16 protein-coding genes are annotated in these 17,071 nt (G+C 43.9%); 8 read left to right on the forward strand and 8 right to left on the reverse strand.

All coding sequences use genetic code 11. The annotated features are described in order from the left end of the window. The first annotated feature begins 21 nt into the window (after window positions 1–21). Together hutG and hutI are read left to right on the forward strand one after the other, a co-directional pair. Window positions 22–1,077, forward strand: coding sequence for a formimidoylglutamase (gene hutG / locus ACS8FA_RS25635; RefSeq protein WP_439266225.1), 1,056 nt, complete (start codon window positions 22–24; stop codon window positions 1,075–1,077). 47 nt (window positions 1,078–1,124) lie between these two features. Continuing rightward, the gene (gene hutI, locus ACS8FA_RS25640) at window positions 1,125–2,465 is read left to right on the forward strand and encodes an imidazolonepropionase (protein ID WP_439266227.1); all 1,341 of its coding nucleotides are present in this window, start codon (window positions 1,125–1,127) and stop codon (window positions 2,463–2,465) included. A gap of 286 nt (window positions 2,466–2,751) precedes the next feature. Here hutI and gdhA read toward each other — a convergent pair whose 3' ends face one another. Then, complete coding sequence (gene gdhA, locus ACS8FA_RS25645; RefSeq protein ID WP_439266229.1) at window positions 2,752–4,098, reverse strand: NADP-specific glutamate dehydrogenase; 1,347 nt, start codon at window positions 4,096–4,098, stop codon at window positions 2,752–2,754. Between the two features lie 622 nt (window positions 4,099–4,720). Between gdhA and ACS8FA_RS25650 the strand changes: the two genes are divergently transcribed. From ACS8FA_RS25650 to ACS8FA_RS25675, 6 genes are all read left to right on the forward strand, one after another. After that, window positions 4,721–5,083 carry a roadblock/LC7 domain-containing protein gene (locus ACS8FA_RS25650; protein ID WP_010201036.1) on the forward strand — a complete coding sequence of 121 codons (363 nt, stop codon included), beginning with the start codon at window positions 4,721–4,723 and terminating at the stop codon, window positions 5,081–5,083. A gap of 177 nt (window positions 5,084–5,260) precedes the next feature. After that, window positions 5,261–5,755, forward strand: coding sequence for a PAS domain-containing protein (locus ACS8FA_RS25655; protein ID WP_394124917.1), 495 nt, complete (start codon window positions 5,261–5,263; stop codon window positions 5,753–5,755). 3 nt (window positions 5,756–5,758) lie between these two features. Beyond that, window positions 5,759–6,508 (forward strand): PhnD/SsuA/transferrin family substrate-binding protein, encoded by a 750-nt coding sequence (locus ACS8FA_RS25660; protein ID WP_439266232.1) that lies wholly within the window; start codon window positions 5,759–5,761, stop codon window positions 6,506–6,508. Between the two features lie 124 nt (window positions 6,509–6,632). Continuing rightward, complete coding sequence (locus ACS8FA_RS25665; RefSeq protein WP_102090408.1) at window positions 6,633–7,256, forward strand: hypothetical protein; 624 nt, start codon at window positions 6,633–6,635, stop codon at window positions 7,254–7,256. A gap of 140 nt (window positions 7,257–7,396) precedes the next feature. Further along, window positions 7,397–8,011: a hypothetical protein gene (locus ACS8FA_RS25670; protein WP_057761270.1), complete on the forward strand. Its 615-nt coding sequence runs from the start codon at window positions 7,397–7,399 to the stop codon at window positions 8,009–8,011. Window positions 8,012–8,429: 418 nt separating this feature from the next. Next, window positions 8,430–9,110 (forward strand): class I SAM-dependent methyltransferase, encoded by a 681-nt coding sequence (locus ACS8FA_RS25675; RefSeq protein WP_201607575.1) that lies wholly within the window; start codon window positions 8,430–8,432, stop codon window positions 9,108–9,110. A gap of 19 nt (window positions 9,111–9,129) precedes the next feature. Here the strand turns inward: ACS8FA_RS25675 and ACS8FA_RS25680 are convergent, their stop codons facing one another. From ACS8FA_RS25680 to nfsB, 7 genes are all read right to left on the reverse strand, one after another. Then, window positions 9,130–9,705: a GNAT family N-acetyltransferase gene (locus tag ACS8FA_RS25680; RefSeq protein ID WP_414559263.1), complete on the reverse strand. Its 576-nt coding sequence runs from the start codon at window positions 9,703–9,705 to the stop codon at window positions 9,130–9,132. A 43-nt stretch (window positions 9,706–9,748) separates the two neighbouring features. Then, window positions 9,749–10,471, reverse strand: a complete 723-nt coding sequence (locus ACS8FA_RS25685; RefSeq protein WP_414559264.1) for a nucleotidyltransferase family protein — start codon at window positions 10,469–10,471, stop codon at window positions 9,749–9,751. Then, on the reverse strand, window positions 10,468–11,817 hold the full coding sequence (locus ACS8FA_RS25690) for an XdhC family protein (protein WP_439266235.1): 1,350 nt from the start codon (window positions 11,815–11,817) through the stop codon (window positions 10,468–10,470). The genes ACS8FA_RS25685 and ACS8FA_RS25690 overlap by 4 nt, the downstream gene beginning before the upstream one ends. Window positions 11,818–11,928: 111 nt before the next feature. Further along, window positions 11,929–14,367 (reverse strand): molybdopterin cofactor-binding domain-containing protein, encoded by a 2,439-nt coding sequence (locus tag ACS8FA_RS25695; protein ID WP_439266236.1) that lies wholly within the window; start codon window positions 14,365–14,367, stop codon window positions 11,929–11,931. 2 nt (window positions 14,368–14,369) lie between these two features. Beyond that, window positions 14,370–15,362 (reverse strand): FAD binding domain-containing protein, encoded by a 993-nt coding sequence (locus ACS8FA_RS25700; RefSeq protein WP_439266238.1) that lies wholly within the window; start codon window positions 15,360–15,362, stop codon window positions 14,370–14,372. Then, window positions 15,359–16,030 (reverse strand): 2Fe-2S iron-sulfur cluster-binding protein, encoded by a 672-nt coding sequence (locus tag ACS8FA_RS25705; protein WP_439266240.1) that lies wholly within the window; start codon window positions 16,028–16,030, stop codon window positions 15,359–15,361. Before ACS8FA_RS25705 ends, ACS8FA_RS25700 begins: the two co-directional genes overlap by 4 nt. Before the next feature lie 335 nt (window positions 16,031–16,365). Beyond that, window positions 16,366–17,022: an oxygen-insensitive NAD(P)H nitroreductase gene (gene nfsB, locus ACS8FA_RS25710; protein WP_290178934.1), complete on the reverse strand. Its 657-nt coding sequence runs from the start codon at window positions 17,020–17,022 to the stop codon at window positions 16,366–16,368. Between the last annotated feature and the right edge of the window lie 49 nt (window positions 17,023–17,071).

Raw genomic sequence — 17,071 nt, forward strand, 5'->3', positions numbered from 1 at the left:
ATTAATGTGCGGAGAGCAGCGATGACAATAGCGAGAACAGCAGCAACGACTACAAGCATTAGCCATACACCTGCTGATATGACCAAGTGGACAGGACGTGCAGAGCTATTCGAGACTGCACGTGCCCGCTATTGGTATCAGCTTGCTCAGCCCTACGAGGATCAAAATATTGGGCTAATTGGCTTTGCATGTGACCAAGGGGTCAGACGCAATCAAGGTCGCGTAGGTGCTAGAGCTGCCCCACCATTGATTCGTCGAGCTTTTGCTACGCTGCCAGTCATCGCTGACTTACAACAACGTTTTGATGGTCAATTACCAACCTTGTTGGGTGATGCTGGCGACATTCATTGTGATGATAATGATGGCTTTGCCGAGAGCTTACTTGAGCAGGCTCAGATTAAATATGCTGATACAGTGTGTACAATCGTCAAGCAAGGTGGCCTACCCATCGGGCTTGGCGGTGGTCATGCCATTGCTTATGGAAGTTTTTTAGGATTATGGCAGGCCTTAGAAAATACCAACGAAACAAATGCCAGCACAAACACAGCGCTTACTATCGGAATTATTAATTTCGATGCCCACCTTGATATTCGTCAGTCGGATGTCGCAACTTCTGGGACACCGTTTCGCCAAATTGCCGAGCACCTTGATGCACATAGCCAGCCCTTTCATTATTGCTGTATTGGCGTCAGTCGCTTTTCTAACACGGCGGCGCTTTTCGATCGTGCCGAGCAATTGGGCGTACAGGTCATTAGTGATGAAGACTGTCATTATCAGCCTTGGGATACACTTGCTGAGCGGGTCAAAAGCTTTGTGAATCAAGTCGATATCGTGTATTTAACCATCGATATGGACTGCTTACCTGCCAGTGTCGTTCCAGGTGTGAGCGCACCTGCCGCCTTTGGTATTGAGCTGGGTTTCGTTGAGCGTATGGTCAAAACCATCATGGCATCAGGCAAAGTAAAAATGGCAGACATTGCTGAGATTAACCCTGCTTTTGACGTTGATAGTCGTAGCTGCAAAGTTGCTGCGCGCTTACTAGCCACTATTATAGAGCAGCACTTACTTAGCGCTTAGATCTTGCCAACAAAGATCACCGACTTCACAAAAATCAGGAGCATATTATGAATGAATCAAAGAATTCTGTATTGAAAAGCCCTACAGAACAGACGCTCGACAAATCTACTACGACATCTTTTGATCACGTTATTATTAATGCCAATATCGCCACCTTTTCAGCGCAATACGGATTTGATATTGAGACAAGTGATGATGGAGATGAACACGCTGATAGCATCCCATACGGACAGCTACTAAACGCGGCTATCGGTATTAAAAGTGGCAAAGTCGCTTGGGTTGGTACACAGGATCAAATCACTGCTCACTTGCCTAAATATCAAGCTAGCCAAATCACAGATGTAGATGGTAAATGGATAACCCCAGGGCTTATCGACTGTCATACGCATATTGTCTATGGCGGCAACCGCAGCAATGAGTTCGAAGCGCGATTGCAGGGCGTTAGTTATCAAGATATTGCTGCACAAGGCGGCGGTATTGTCGCGACGGTCAGTGCTACCCGCGCCGCCAGTATTGAATCGCTATTTGCCCAAAGTGAAAAACGCTTAATCGCACTTATGAAAGAAGGTGTCACCAGTATCGAAATCAAGTCAGGTTATGGCTTGGACTTGGACACTGAACGCAAAATGCTCACGGTCGCTCGTCAACTGGGAAACAAATACGACATCCATGTAAGTACCACTTACCTAGCAGCGCATGCCCTACCCACTGAGTACAAAGACCATGCGGACGACTATATTGAGCAAGTTTGCGAATGGCTACCTATTCTACACTCAGAAGGTTTAGTCGATGCGGTCGACGGTTTCTGTGAAAACATCGCCTTTAGCACAGAGCAAATCAGACGAGTCTTTGAAGTGGCTCGCTCATTAAATCTACCAGTCAAACTGCACTCTGAGCAGCTGTCTGATATAGGTGGTAGTGCCTTAGTTGCTGAATATAAAGGACTATCGAGCGATCATCTAGAGCATTTGTCAGAAGCAGACATCAAAAAAATGGCCGTGAGCAATACGGTTGCCGTGATATTACCAGGGGCGTTTTATACGTTACGTGACACTAAGTTGCCACCGACTGAAGCTTTGCGCAAGCATCACGTCCCTATGGCAATTTCAACTGATTGTAACCCCGGCACCTCACCGTTGACGTCGCTGTTATTGACGATGAATATGGGCTGTACGCTATTTTACTTAACCACTGAAGAGGTTTTGGCAGGAGTTACTGTTCACGCAGCACAAGCATTGGATCTACCTAATAAAGGAAAAATAGAAGTCGGCTGTGATGCCGATTTAGCGCTATGGAATATCGCTCGTCCTGCTGACTTGGCCTATCAGATGGGGCTAAATCCCATCCAAGGCATCATGGTTCAAGGACAATGGCGCGACACAATATAATCAATCTACCTTTGTTTATCTCAATTAAAAAGCCCCAACCATTCAATGATTGGGGCTTTGCTATTTGTCCATATTAACAAGCTACTAGGGCGTGTCTTCAATTCACTCGATAGTCATCTAAATGGGCTAAAAATGGCTAAATCTTGCCAAACATCGTCAAATAGCTGGTTAATATCCCGATATTATCTGCGCTATTTTTCTTGTTTGACGGCAATTTATCTCATTTTTATCACCATTTTTGAAATGAAGACACGCCCTAGAGCATGTTTAACCCTTAGAAGTAAGACTAGTTCAAAATACCAAAAGCGACCAACGCATCAGCCACACGTTTGAAGCCAACCATATTGGCACCAGCCATATAATCGACATAACCATTGTCAGTTTGACCATATTGTTCTGAAGCATTCGCAGCACTGTCGTGGATATCTTTCATAATACCTTTTAGACGCTCATCGACTTGCTCAAAGGTTTGATATTGACGGACAGAGTTTTGCGACATTTCAAGCGCAGATACCGCAACCCCGCCCGCATTAGCAGCTTTACCAGGTGCATAATGAACACGGTGCAAACGGATATAATCAATTGCTTCCGCAGTGAGTGGCATATTAGCGCCTTCCACCACATACTTCACGCCATTTTCGACCAACAATTTGGCATCAGCTTCATTGACTTCATTTTGAGTAGCGCATGGAATCGCAATATCAGCTTCAAACTGCCACGGTTTCTGTTTGGCAAGCCACTCGCCACCATAAACATCAACATACTCTGCTAAAGGCTTGTTTTGCTGCTTTTGTTTTTTGAGCCAATCAATTTTTTCTTGATTGAGACCATTTTCATCATGCAACGTCCCTTGTGAATCAGAGACAGTTATTGCCATACCACCTAGCGCATTCACTTTTTCGGCAGCATGTAATGAGACATTACCTGCTCCTGATATCAGCACCTTTTTGCCTTGAAGCTTATCGTTCTGAGCGATGAGCATATTTTCTAAGAAGTAGACTGCACCGTAGCCAGTCGCCTCTGTACGCATCAAGCTGCCACCAAAGCCCACGCCTTTGCCAGTGATAACCCCTGTTGATTCACGCGTTAAATTCTTATACATCGCAAACATATAGCTAACTTCTCGACCACCGACGCCGATGTCACCAGCAGGCACATCCATGTCTTTGCTCACGTAATGATGTAGCTCACGCATAAAGGCATAGCAAAAACGACGTATCTCGCTGTCTGTTTTACCTTTAGGATCAAAATCTGACCCACCTTTACCGCCACCAATAGGCAAGCCAGTTAAGGCATTTTTAAAGATTTGCTCAAAGCCTAAGAACTTCAATACGGATTGATTGACGGTAGGATGGAATCTAAGACCGCCTTTGTAAGGGCCTAGAGCATTGCAAAACTGCACACGCCAACCACGATTGACTTGTACCACGCCTTGATCATCTTCCCAATTGATACGAAAGCCAAATACCCGATCAGGCTCTACCAAACGCTCGAATACCTTTAACGTACTATATTCAGGATGCGCATCGTATAAAGGTTGAATCGTAATTGCCACCTCTTTTACTGCTTGAATAAACTCTGGCTGATGGGCATAACGTGCTTCGACTTTTTGGATGGCTTCACTGATGCTCATGTATTTCTTCCTTAGGATAAAACTGGTGATAGTAATTATTTACATCGACGCTACAATATATTGAGTAAACGAAAGGATTATAAACGTTGATGTAAAACTGAAATCGCCCCTATACAAGATTATGTATAGAGACTGATAGGATCAAAAAAGCTGACTCAATTTGTATTTTTATAACGCATTTAGAAGTATCAACATTTATCCCCTCATGACTGTATATCATTTTTGAGACTTATAAGTCTAGTAAATATCTTCATCATAAGAATCTATAAGCGATTTTTGTTAGCTAAATTTCAGCGGCTCCGTTTGATAGCAATGGCGGACATTAATCTATAGTTACAAAGAATACCTCTATTCAAAAAAATACCAAGGATCTTGCTAGGTCTTCAACCGCTCATCGACTAGACATAATAAAAAACTACCATTTTCCTCGAAAAAATAAAGATAAAGGGTAATGATTTGATGACAAAAGGCATAAAAGTCCAAAAAATTTACTTTTAATTGGGCAAATGTATATCAATATTATTAGTAAGGATTTATAATACCTTTCTTTAAACAAGGATATTTTTGACTAACTTCATTAGTTCATAAATAAAAAACCAATCACCAGTACAGAGAAAGCGATATGCGTACAGATTCATTTCAGCAGATATTGGAAGACTTAAACAGTTCATCAGCAGATGTTGAAGCATCTGCGCTAATCTCTAACGATGGTCTTATGATTGCTTCAGCTCTACCAACCGGCGTGGATGAAGATCGTGTGGGTGCTATGTCAGCAGCATTATTATCATTAGGTGACCGTGCAGGCCGCGAGTTGGCACGCGGTAGTATCGATCGTATTATGATTCAAGGCGAGAAAGGCTATGTCATCATGACCTCATCAGGCGATGAAGCCGTACTTACCATCATGGCAAAACCCAACGCCAAGCTTGGCTTGATATTCCTAGATATTAAGCGTGCTTCAGAAGCATTGGCAAAGCTCATTTGATTGGCGACTGCTTATCGAACTTATTAGCTTTTTAATCACTATAAACATAGTCGGTTCAATATAATTTTAATACAAGAAAGCCGAGTGAGAGTACTACAAGTAGTAGACTAAGCAAGGCTGACACCGTGTTCAATTTATAGAGGATTGACGATATAACGATCAACGAAGGAGATGACCATGGGTTCTCCAATCCCTGATGCACACAAACCCGATATGCCTGCTGAGCAAATCACGATGACTTATCATGATGGCACGTCACGGACTGTCTATGATACTGGTATAGAGCGCCCCTACCCAGATGGCAAACTGATTGTCTCGCGTACCAATCTCGACGGTATCATCACTCACGTCAACGACGCCTTTGTCGAAATCAGTGGCTATCATGTAGATGAATTGATTGGCCAACAGCACTATATTTTGCGTCATCCTGATATGCCAAAAGCTGCCTATAAAGACTTATGGAATACTGCTGAGTCTGGACAAAAATGGCATGGCTATGTCAAAAACTTATGCAAAGACGGCAGTCATTATTGGGTCTATGCCACTGTGGTGCCTAACGTGCGTCGCGGCGAAACCGTCGGCTACACCTCGGTACGACGCAAACCATCACGCAGCAAAATTGAAGCGGCGATGACTCAATATGCCCAAATGAAACAAGATGAGGAAGGCTAAGTCATGACGACACACAATATGTTAATCGCCCCTGATTTTTCGCCTGATCGCTTTGCAGGCTGGCACATGTTCAACACTTTGATACAAAAGCGTGCCAACCTAAACATGCACCTCAATATCCCAGCCTCACATGCTGAGCAAGAGACCTTGATTGAGGCAGGTGATATTCAAATTATCTACGCCAACCCTTTTGATGCCGCTGCCCTCATCCGTGAGCAAGGCTACCGTGCAGTTGCACGTCCCATTGGCAAATCTGATGAGATGGTCATTGCCGCGGCGGCCAATAGCGACATCAATCACTTAGAAGATATCCATAAAGGCGCAACCGTTGCGATGGCAGACAATCGAGACGTCAAGCTGATCGGTTTGCGTTTGCTCGAAGCTGTCGATATAGAAGAATCTGACCTCAACTGGGATATCACTGAGACCTATCAAGCAGCTGCCCGAAAAGTCATCAAAGGTGAGGCCCAAGTCGCATTTTTTTTGGCAGAGATATTTCATAGCTTTTCACGCTTGACCAAGACTCAGCTGTCAGTACTTATCGAAAGTGACTTGGCTGATATCAGTCATGTGTTACTAGTCAAAGAAGACTTTCCCGATGCACAAATCTTCCTAGAAGCCATCCTGAATTTGCACAACGATGCAGATGGTAAAGAGGCCTTGGCTGAGCTTGGCATGCCTCAAGGGTTTGAGCCAATGAGCGAAGAAGATGCCGAATTTATGATTGATTTGATGCAGACATTATTGGATTAGTCGCTCAATCATTATATTGATATCAAGCGCTATTTTGCGAGATGAAGTCATCGTTTGTTTTACAACATCATTATCATTGAAACAAGCACCGTCGTAATAATAGCGATGACAGGAGGGTATTATTATGTCTGATTCAGACCTTATCAAAGAAAATGAAAGAGTCGCGCATCGAGTATTTCGGTTTTACTCTCGTAAAGTATTTTTAGCTCCTAACAACCGTCACTTTCATGAGCAGCGTATCAATGCAGCGTTACTGTTGACGGAGAAAGAGCCGTTACAAGGCGCTGTAGCGGACTTTTTTTATGGGTGCTGGTTTGATATCCCATATGATGTAAACAACCTATTTACTCGTATCAAAGATCGTTTGTATCCTCATGTCCAGCAAGGCTTTCGCGATTGCATTGATAAGAAAAGATACATCCAGCGCAATAGTATGTTGGCCACTCGTTGGAGTGTGCTGATATCCCCTTCTCTCAATGAGCAAAAGCAACGGCTGCGTATCAGCAGCGACGATGCCCGAGAAATCGCTAAAGATATCACCACTGAGCTGATGCAAGCGCGTGAGGACGAAGACTGGGGTACGATTGAGCAAATCGAAAATGAGTTTTTTGCCCATTGTACTGCGCGCAATGATCGTCTCGCATTTTCGCTGGTATGGTTTCGCTTGGGTAGAAGTGATTGGCAGTTCGATGCACGTTGGGACAACTGCCAACAACATCTCGATCAAACTATAGTCAAATCCATATAAATCCGCTACATCGTCATCCTCGCTAAGCATATTAATGTATAACTTACGCTCGGTTTCCTTGTATCGAAATTATTTGAACTCAACGATATGAAAGCCTAATTTGTCACCTATTAATCACTTTTATCATAATGGTAGTTACTATGTCCTCTTACTTAAATGCTGATAAAACCTATCTTACCCTGACGCCAGCTGGTATTTTTGAGGCGTTTTCACAGAACGAACCGACTGATGAGCAGCTAGCATTACAGAATTTACTGTCTTATGATCAGACACTGCTCGCTGCTGACTGGCTTCAGCGTTATTCTGATGACTGGCTACAGAGTTTTATAGAACAAGGCTGGATTGAAAAACTGTCACTATTTTTACCAGCGCCTAACTTGCCATTGGACCAGTTTTTGCCTTATGTCGTAGCGAGCTTATCTGGTAAACGCCGAGCCGCGATCGGCTCTGATGAAGGGTTTTGTTTGGCACGAGTTGGCTATAGTCAAGAAGAAGCGGACATGCTCAGTGTCGCCGCCGCTGATTTTTCAGGCTTTATGCTCCGCCAAAAGCAACGTGGTTGGGCGGTAGAAAGCCAAGCCATCTCGTTTTTTCAGCAGGTCGACCTACTCATTCCTGAGACCAGCTTTGTATTTTTATGGATAGATAACGCAGGCTACGTCCTCATCATCGATGGTGAACCTCTGACCAACAGTCGTGCTTTTGTAGAGCTGGTATGGGCCCTTAAAACGTCTGGATTGAGATTTCTTAACTAAGGAGGTTGCTTAACTGATTTAACTCACTTAGTTGATTCCACTGTATCGACTGATTTGATGCTCAAGCTCAATCTTTTACGCAAGCATAAGCAGTGCGCTTAGCTCAAATTAAGCGCAATACTTATGCTTATATGAAACTTTTCGTACCATTTTTATCTATATCACTCCCTGATATCAGCCAATTCTACGCAGCAATAACAATACTTTCAGAATTAACAATAACTTGTCAGAATTTAGGTCATACTCTCCTCACATACTTAAGTATTTTCTTGCCACGACTTAAGTTGCCACAAATCTCTAACCGTTCATACGTCTATACAGCTTCCAATACTTTAATTATCTTTTCCAACGTTGTACCCTACCGAAATCGGCAACCCCTGCCAAACCTTGCATTCTTGCTTATTTTTTAGGACAGTTTATGACTTCGCTGACCACTGTGCGCGTGCGTTATCAAACGATTGAAATTGGCAATACCGACATTCATATTTGTACTTTGCGTGACAATCAACAATTTAGTGACCCTGATGACGAAGCGTTAAAACTTGGCATTTGCTCCGCTTCTTGGCCGATGTTTGGGGTGATATGGCCGTCAAGCTTGGTGCTGGCCAATCATATGCTCGATTACGATATTGCAGGCAAACGTATCTTGGAAGTTGGCTGCGGTATGGCGCTCTCTAGTCTGCTACTGAATCATAGACATGCGGACATCACAGCGACTGACTATCATCCAACGGTTGAGTATTTCCTTGATAGAAATACCACGCTGAATAATAATAAAGAGATTAATTTTGAGCGTTTAGATTGGGCAGAAGACAATAGCCATCTTGGTAAATTTGATATGATTATCGGCAGTGACTTGCTATATGAAGACCAACACATTGATATATTGGCTGAGTTCATTGACCGTCATGCTATGCCGACTTGCGAGGTCATCGTGGTCGATCCTGGTCGCGGTCGCAAAAACAAGTTAACCAACAAGATGACTGAGTTTGGCTTTAGTAGTAAGCATGTCAAACCTGAAAATACGACTTATCTAGACTTACCGTTTAAGGGACATATTCTGACGTTTTCGCGTGATAATAGTAGCCAAACAGAGTAAAAGACAGCCATCAATGCAGCTAAGTGAGCACCGTATCCTGCCACTGCTGCCGAGTGATTTTGTACAGCACATGCTCAGCGAGCCGATGATTAGACTCAAGCATAGGGTGAAAAAAATCCTCCTGTGTATTGGTCATACCAAGGCGCTCCATAACCAATTGTGAGCGCTTATTGATAACCGCAGTAAAGGCAACCACGTCGCTAAGTTCTAAAATATCAAAAGCAAAACGTAAAGCAGCTTGCGCGGCCTCAGTCGCATACCCTAATCCCCAATAATCGTTATGCAGTCGCCAAGCAATCTCGACAGCTGGAGAAATCGGCATATCGGCATGTGCATGATTTAACCCAACCATACCGATAAAAGCATCTGTCTCTTTTAGACTCACCGCCCAAAAACCCCACCCATTATCATCAATTAGCGACTGGCATTTTTTGGCGATAGTATTACTCATGGAAGTAGTCAATAACTTAGGAAAGTATGCCATTACTTTAGGGTTAGCGTTCATCTCAGCGAATGGCGCAAAGTCGCTCGCTTGCCACTGTCTGAGATACAGTCGTTCGGTTTCTATCGTATTTATAATTTTATTCTCTCGCATTTCGTTGTTCAAAATGAATACTGTTCAAAATAAATTAATCAGGTTAGCTATCAAGCCAATCCTGTCTTCTAGCAAATGCTAGCTGCTCGGGCGTATCAATATCGTAGCTAAGTTGGTCATTATCGACCTCACCTATTTGATCAGCGGGCAACCCTCTAATTAGGTGACGAAGCCCTTTATCGCCTGTCAATTCTGACTGCCACTGTCTAAGCAGTTTATAATTAATTGCTAAAGGTAGACCTATGATATCAGATACCTTTTGATCTCGATTTTGATGTTTTTCTAAACGTTGCCAACTGTGATAATGACTGGCCACTACCGTCTGCTTGTCCGCTAGCAAAGCGGTTAAATGTGGCTCATCTAATAATACTTGATCTACTCCCATGATTAGCACTCGATCGATCGAAGTCGATTCAAGAGCAGCAATTTTTCCAATGCCCAGACTCAAACTGTGCGCCATACCAGTATCAGCTTGTGAGTTCACCACTATTTGAACCGTTAGATATTGATTGGCCAACTCTGTCATCATACTAGTAATCAAATGATGATTATCAGGAATGACAATGGCAATAATTTGCGGATTGGTAATTATTGCCAGTCGAGTCATATAAGTAATTAACGGCTCGCCATTCTTAACGAGTAGCTGCTTGGGTTGACCGAGACGCTGACTGAGGCCACTTGCCAAGATGATGACCGCATGGTTTTGGCTCTGCTGTTCAGTACTTTTTGTATGTTCAGCACCTTCTGTAAATGCACGCTTGCTCATACGCCACTCTGGACAGTATTGGCATCTGTATTACTACTCACCGCTGTGATATTTGAGAGATTACTATGTGAACCATTTACTGGAGCGTTTTGATCGTGCATGACCGCATTAATCTCTGCCATGATACCGAGCGCAAGTGCCTCAGGGCCATCTCCGCCCAGCTTATAACCAATCGGATAATGTAATTTATGAATGCCCGCTTCTAACATAGCAGGATTGCTAAGGTTCACTCTAATCTCATTAATCAAGCGTTCGGTACGATAGCGCGGCCCTAATTGTCCTAAGTATTTATAATTATTTGAATGCTTTAGTAATGTCGCTAAGCGAGCGCGATCTTGACTCAAGCTGTGTGACATCAGAGCAACTGCTGCGTTGTTACTGAGCTTAAGCAAAGTCTCACTGTCATCTAAAGATAGCGACATCACAGCGTCTGCTTGAGGAAACCGCATACGCGTCGCATATTGCGCGCGGCTATCTATAACTGTCACATACCAATCTTGTAGTTTAGCCATGGTCACCAGTGGCATCACGTCATTACCTGCCCCGCAAATCAATAGACGCAATTGTGGTTGCAGGCGTTGTACAAGCCACTCTGTTGTGACCTCGCCGTTTTCCACCGTCACATATTCGGCATTTTTATCAGACAGCTTATATTCTGCTAATTCTTCTACAGTATTGGCAAGTATGCTTGAAAGAGCTGTTTTCCCTAGTGCAGAAACGCTTCCCAAACTGCGATGTTCATCTAAATTAATCCTCATCCCAGTTCGCAAACTGTCACTGTTCTGCGATATGGAATCTTGATGCTGATAGTCGTTAGCACGAATTAAAGTCGCTACAGTAATCGGCTGCTGAGTACGTCGAACATTACGGATTGTCTCTAGCAATGGCGTTGCTGTCGTTAGTCGCTCAAATAATACATGCACTCGCCCATTACAGCCCAATCCAAAATTTAGCTCATCAAAGTCTGCTTCATCTAAACCGCCATCTAAGCCGCTATTTAAATTGCTATCTAAACCGTCATCCGACCCATCATATATATCAGAGTTAGTTCGCTTCACGCCTGCTTGCGCTTGGCCATCGTCAGCATATTGAATGTCATCACCCGTTTGATAGACTTGCACATTGGCACCGTTACGAGTAAGCCAAAAGGCACGTTTGATAATATGCGGCTCCAAGCAGCCACCACTAATCATCCCAACTGAGCGACCATCCTCACAGATAAGCATCATCGCGCCAGCACGGCGATATGCTGAGCCTTCAGTACGTACAACCGTTGCCAATACAGCATCAATACCTTGTTGCTTAGCTTTGATTGCCAGCTTAAGAATGTCAGCGACCTGATTCATAACGCCTCTTATTTGGTAGTTATTTTCTTGATAATGACGAAATATACTGCTGATTGAGTTATAAAAACCCGCTCATTAAGCGGGTTCCTGTCGTACATATGGCTCAAAAAATTACTCTGGCATCTCGTAAAGCAATTTATCAAGCGTAATCGGAAAATCATAAACACGCACACCAACGGCATTGTATACAGCGTTAGCAATCGCGGCAGCAGCACCGGCAATAGCCGTCTCACCAATACCTTTAATATGCATCGGGTTGGTATAAGGGTCATCCTCTTCGACCAATATCACATCTAACTGTGGTACATCAGCATTAACTGGCACATGGTACTCAGCGAGGTCATGGTTACACAGGCGTCCGTCACGTTTATCATGGATGACCTCTTCCATCAACGCTGAACCAATACCAAATACCATACCGCCATAGCATTGCGAAGTCGCTGTTTTATGATTAAGAATACGACCTGCGGCAAATGCACCCGTCATACGTTTTACTCGAATTTCACCAGTGACTTTATGTACGGCTACTTCAGCGAAGTTTGCACCGAAAGAAGATTGACGATACTTTTTACCATTTTTACCTGGCTTTATCTGTCCTTTAGCACTGACTTTTTGCTCCTCATAGCCTGCGATCACGTCAGCAAGCGCATATGATTCTGTATTGTCAAAATCATATTTTTCCGATTCTAACTGTTCTTCTAATACATTCTCTGAAAACGAAACTCCTGTATTTTCAGATATTTTATCAATAGTGCTCTCAGCGAACGCTTGACCGTTCTCTTTGGCTGCCTCTACCGCAGTCAGATCGTGCTTGCCTGCTTGCTTAATTTGACCATTATCTAGCTGAATCATATCAGGGTATAGACCGACTTTTTCTGCTAGCATCTCACGCAACTGCTCACAAGCAAGGTATACACCACTACCTGCACTCGCTGCGCCCCAACTACCACCAGAACCAGATGCAGGTGGTAAGGCACTATCGCCTAACTTCATCTCGATATGGTCAATAGGTAGTCCTAATAAATCTGCAGCTACCTGAGAAAACACTGTATAAGACCCTGTACCAATATCTGTCATATCTGTCTCAATAACCGCTTTGACACCGAGCGCTTTTGACTTATCGATTTGCAAAGTTGCGCGCGCTTCAGAAGACTGTAACTGGTTACCACGTGCGGCCGCAGCCATGCCTGTGCCTATCCACCAATCGCCTTCTAATTGACTAGCAGGCTTTGTGTTACGCTGACTCCAACCAAACTGCTCAGCACCTTGCTCCATACAGGCAATTAGCTGGCGCGTCGAAAATGGAATGTCTTTGCTAGGGTCTTTGTCGGGTTCATTACGGCGGCGCAGCTCTATAGGATCAAGGTCTAACTGCGCAGCCAATTCATCCATTGCACATTCAACGGCAATCATACCGACCGCTTCGCCAGGTGCACGCATCGAGCCTGATAACACTTGGTTCATATCGACCATTTCATAATTTACACGGCGGTTTTTACCACTGTATAGATAGTGCGTAGACAAGGCAGTTGGCTCAAAGAACGCCTCGTCTGGCAAATTGCTAGAAATAGTATCGTGAATCAACGTATCGATAACGCCATCCTTGTCGCAGCCAATTGCAATACGCTGACGCGTGTTTGAGCGTCTGACCGTTGCTTCCATCACTTGTGAACGCGTCATAGTGATTAGCACAGGACGACCCAGATCTTTCGCAGCAATCGCCGCTGCAATAGATTCAGGAGCAATACCGAGCTTACTACCGAACCCACCACCCACATAGTGTGCGATCAGTTGTACTTGATCTTTATTTAGGTCCAGAGCATCCATGACTTGCTGTTTGCAAGAAGCGATCATCTGATTGGAAGTATACAGAACGAGCTTATCGCCTTCCCAATGAGCCAACGTTGTATGGGGCTCCATCGGAGAGTTGCTTTGACTTGGGGTATGATAAAAGCGATCAACGGTCACTGCCGCATCAGCTAAGCCTTGGTCTGGATCGCCTTGGACATTATTTTTATCAGAGCCTTTTTCTTCATCTACCGCATGTGCGTTAGAGAGCTCTTGAGTAAAGTTTAATGCCGCTTGGTCAGTCTCATCCTTATAAGTCACTTTCAGCGCTTTAGCGCCTTCTCTTGCCGCCTCAAAAGTCTCAGCAACCACGACAGCAATAGGCTGACCATGATAAAAAATCTCGCTAACCCCTTGCTTGGGTGCTTTAGTTTTTGTCCCTTGTTGAGAGTTACGCAAAAAGTGCTCAGGATCGGTCACTACTTTAATAATATTAGGAATGCCTTTTAGAGAGTCACTATCGATACTCTCAACTTGACCTTTAGCAATGGTCGCGCCTACCAATACACCATAGGCTTGATTGTCCAAGTGTATTTCGGCACTGTATTTCGCTTGACCACTAACCTTTAGCGAGCCGTCAACACGGTTAATTGGCTTACCAACCAGTTTGCTCGCTGTTGTGTTAAACAAAGACTCAACAGGTTCATCCATGGTCATTTTTTTGGTCGGTTCTGACTGAGTAATTGATTCAAATAATGACATGATTATGCTCCTTCGCCCGCTAGTGCGCGCTGAATGACTTGTTTTAGTAGGCGACGCGTCAACGGTATCTTAAAGTCGTTTTGACCATTACCTTTGGCATCATTCAATAATAGATCGGCAGCTTGCGCGATAACGTCTTTATTGCCATTGGTATCCGTCAATAGTGCCTCAACCGCTTCATTACGCCATGGCTCAGTACCGATACCACCAAATGCTAATCGTACCGTTTTTAGATTACTGTTATCATCAGCGTCTATCACTGCAGCACAGGACACGAGCGCAAACGCATATGAGGCGCGATCGCGCACTTTGTCATAGGTGTGCATACCCTTGATAGGTGCAGGTAATACAACATGAGTAATTAACTCGCCTGCCTCTAATACGTTTTCGATATGCGGCGTATCTTTTGGTAAGCAATAAAAATCCTTCACATTGATAGAACGAGTCGATCCATCCGCTTTAACTGTCTCGATAGTGGCATCAAGCAAGCGCATTGCTACCGCCATATCAGATGGATGCTGAGCAATACAGGCATCGCTCGTGCCCAAAATAGCTAGCGTACGGTTCTCGCCATTGATAGCAGGACAACCTGTGCCCGGTTCACGCTTGTTGCAGGCACTGTCTGTCTGGTAAAAATAATAACAACGGGTGCGCTGTAAGAAATTACCGCCAGTCGTTGCTTTATTGCGCAGCTGTCCAGTCGCCCCTGCCAAAATTGCTCGGGACAATACTGGATAATTGGCAATAACGTCAGGATGAGCTGCCAAATCACTATTGGTCACAAGCGTACCGATACGCAAACCTCCGTCGGCAGTGGTTTCAACTTGCTCTAATTCTAAACGGGTAATATCGACCAATTTAATTGGCGTCTCAATCTCTAGCTTCATTAAATCTAATAAGTTGGTACCACCTGCGATAAAAGACGCCTCTTCAGTACTGGCAGATATTGCCGCTTGCTCTGGTGCATCAGCACGACTGTATTCAAAGCGTTTCATGAGCGGCCTCCTGTTGTAGCAGTTACTGTCTTATTATTCGCTGAGGTCTTGCCAAGTTGCGCTTCGCTCGGTGGCGGTGACCAGATACCTGTCACGCTTGAGTTTTGCACTGTATTGTCTATTTTTTGAGTACTAAGCTCTTGTGTTTGACTCTCTGAAACCTGACTCTCAAGCACTTGTGAAATGGCTTTGATAATATTTGGATAAGCTGAGCAGCGGCAGATGTTACCGCTCATGCGCTCAGCAATTTCTTGTACAAGGCGACCATCAGGATTTTTTAAGTCGGTGCTCACATGGCTTGGCCAATTTTGCTTTACTTCTTCTATCAATGCGGTCGCTGAGCAAATCTGACCTGGCGTGCAGTACCCGCACTGAAATGCATCATTGTCTTTGAACGCTTGCTGCAATGCCGATAGTGACTCTGGCATTCCAATGCCTTCAATCGTTGTGATATCATCACCATCATGCATAACGGCGAGTGTCAGACAGGAATTGACCCGTCGTCCATTGATGAGCATGGTACATGCTCCGCATTGACCATGGTCGCAGCCTTTTTTGGGTCCAGTAATTTGTAGGTGCTGACGACAGACGTCGAGCAGTGTCGTACGAGCGTCAAGATTTTCAAGCTGATAATCTTGCTTATTGATTGTTAAGGTCAAAGTAGACATGCTGGCTTCTCGCTGGCAGGTGAATATAATAGAGTGGTGAAATACGCTTCAAAATGACAGCGTCAATAAATTTATTATGACGTATGAAAAAAGTTGTTTTGTTTTTACTTTGTAGGGATTCCAGTGTAGTTTCTAATCTGCGAGAGTATCGAAATGTTAGCGCTGCTAATAGGTGGTATGTGGTTTATCATCAGTTTTTAACGTTATTTCAAAGTAAATCTCGATAAAAAAAGCCCCGTAAACAGTTAGTTTACGAGGCTCTTAAATAGACTTTTTACGTGTAGTATTTAGTAGATCTGTCTATCAAAAATGTCGTTTGCTTAGCTGATGACTGGCTATGCCTTCGTGATAATAGTTTCTTCATCAAAACGTGATTTTGGCAGCTCAGCGTTAAAGTCATCTTTACTACGGTAACCAAGCGACACGACCGCCACAGCAGTATAGCCCTTGCTACGTAAATCAAACTCTTCATCAAGTGCTTTCAAATCCGCCCCTTCCATCGGAACCGCGTCAATACCTAAGGTTGCAGCCCCTAGTAGTAGAGCGCCCATATTAAGATACAATTGCTCTATCAACCAATGTGGCTCGTCCTTTTGCTCATAACGACGAATGTCCAAAAACATTTTACGCGTCTGATGCATTTGCTCTTTAAATTTTGGCTCTGCGAAACGACCATCTGCATCTTCTTTTTCTAAGATGTCATCTAGAAACTCATCATCGGCATAGACACGGCTACAGAATACAATGACGTGCGAGGCACCTTTTACTTTGGCATCGTTGAACTCGTACATGCCCTCCGTGCCTTTTGCGATTCGGGCTTTACCAGCTTCATCATCAGCAATGACAAAATGCCAAGGCTGAATATTGGTACTCGAAGGACTGAGGCGCAAAATATCCTTTAGACTTTGGAAGTCTTCTGTTGATATTTTCTTATCGGTATCAAACTCTTTTGTGCTATAGCGCCAGTTCATTGCTTCAGTGATATTTTTCATCTATGACTCCATTATTGATATTAATTTTTTATTCTTTATTAGAATTTTT

The organism is Psychrobacter sp. 1Y1 (assembly GCF_051847395.2).
Taxonomy (GTDB): Bacteria; Pseudomonadota; Gammaproteobacteria; order Pseudomonadales; family Moraxellaceae; genus Psychrobacter.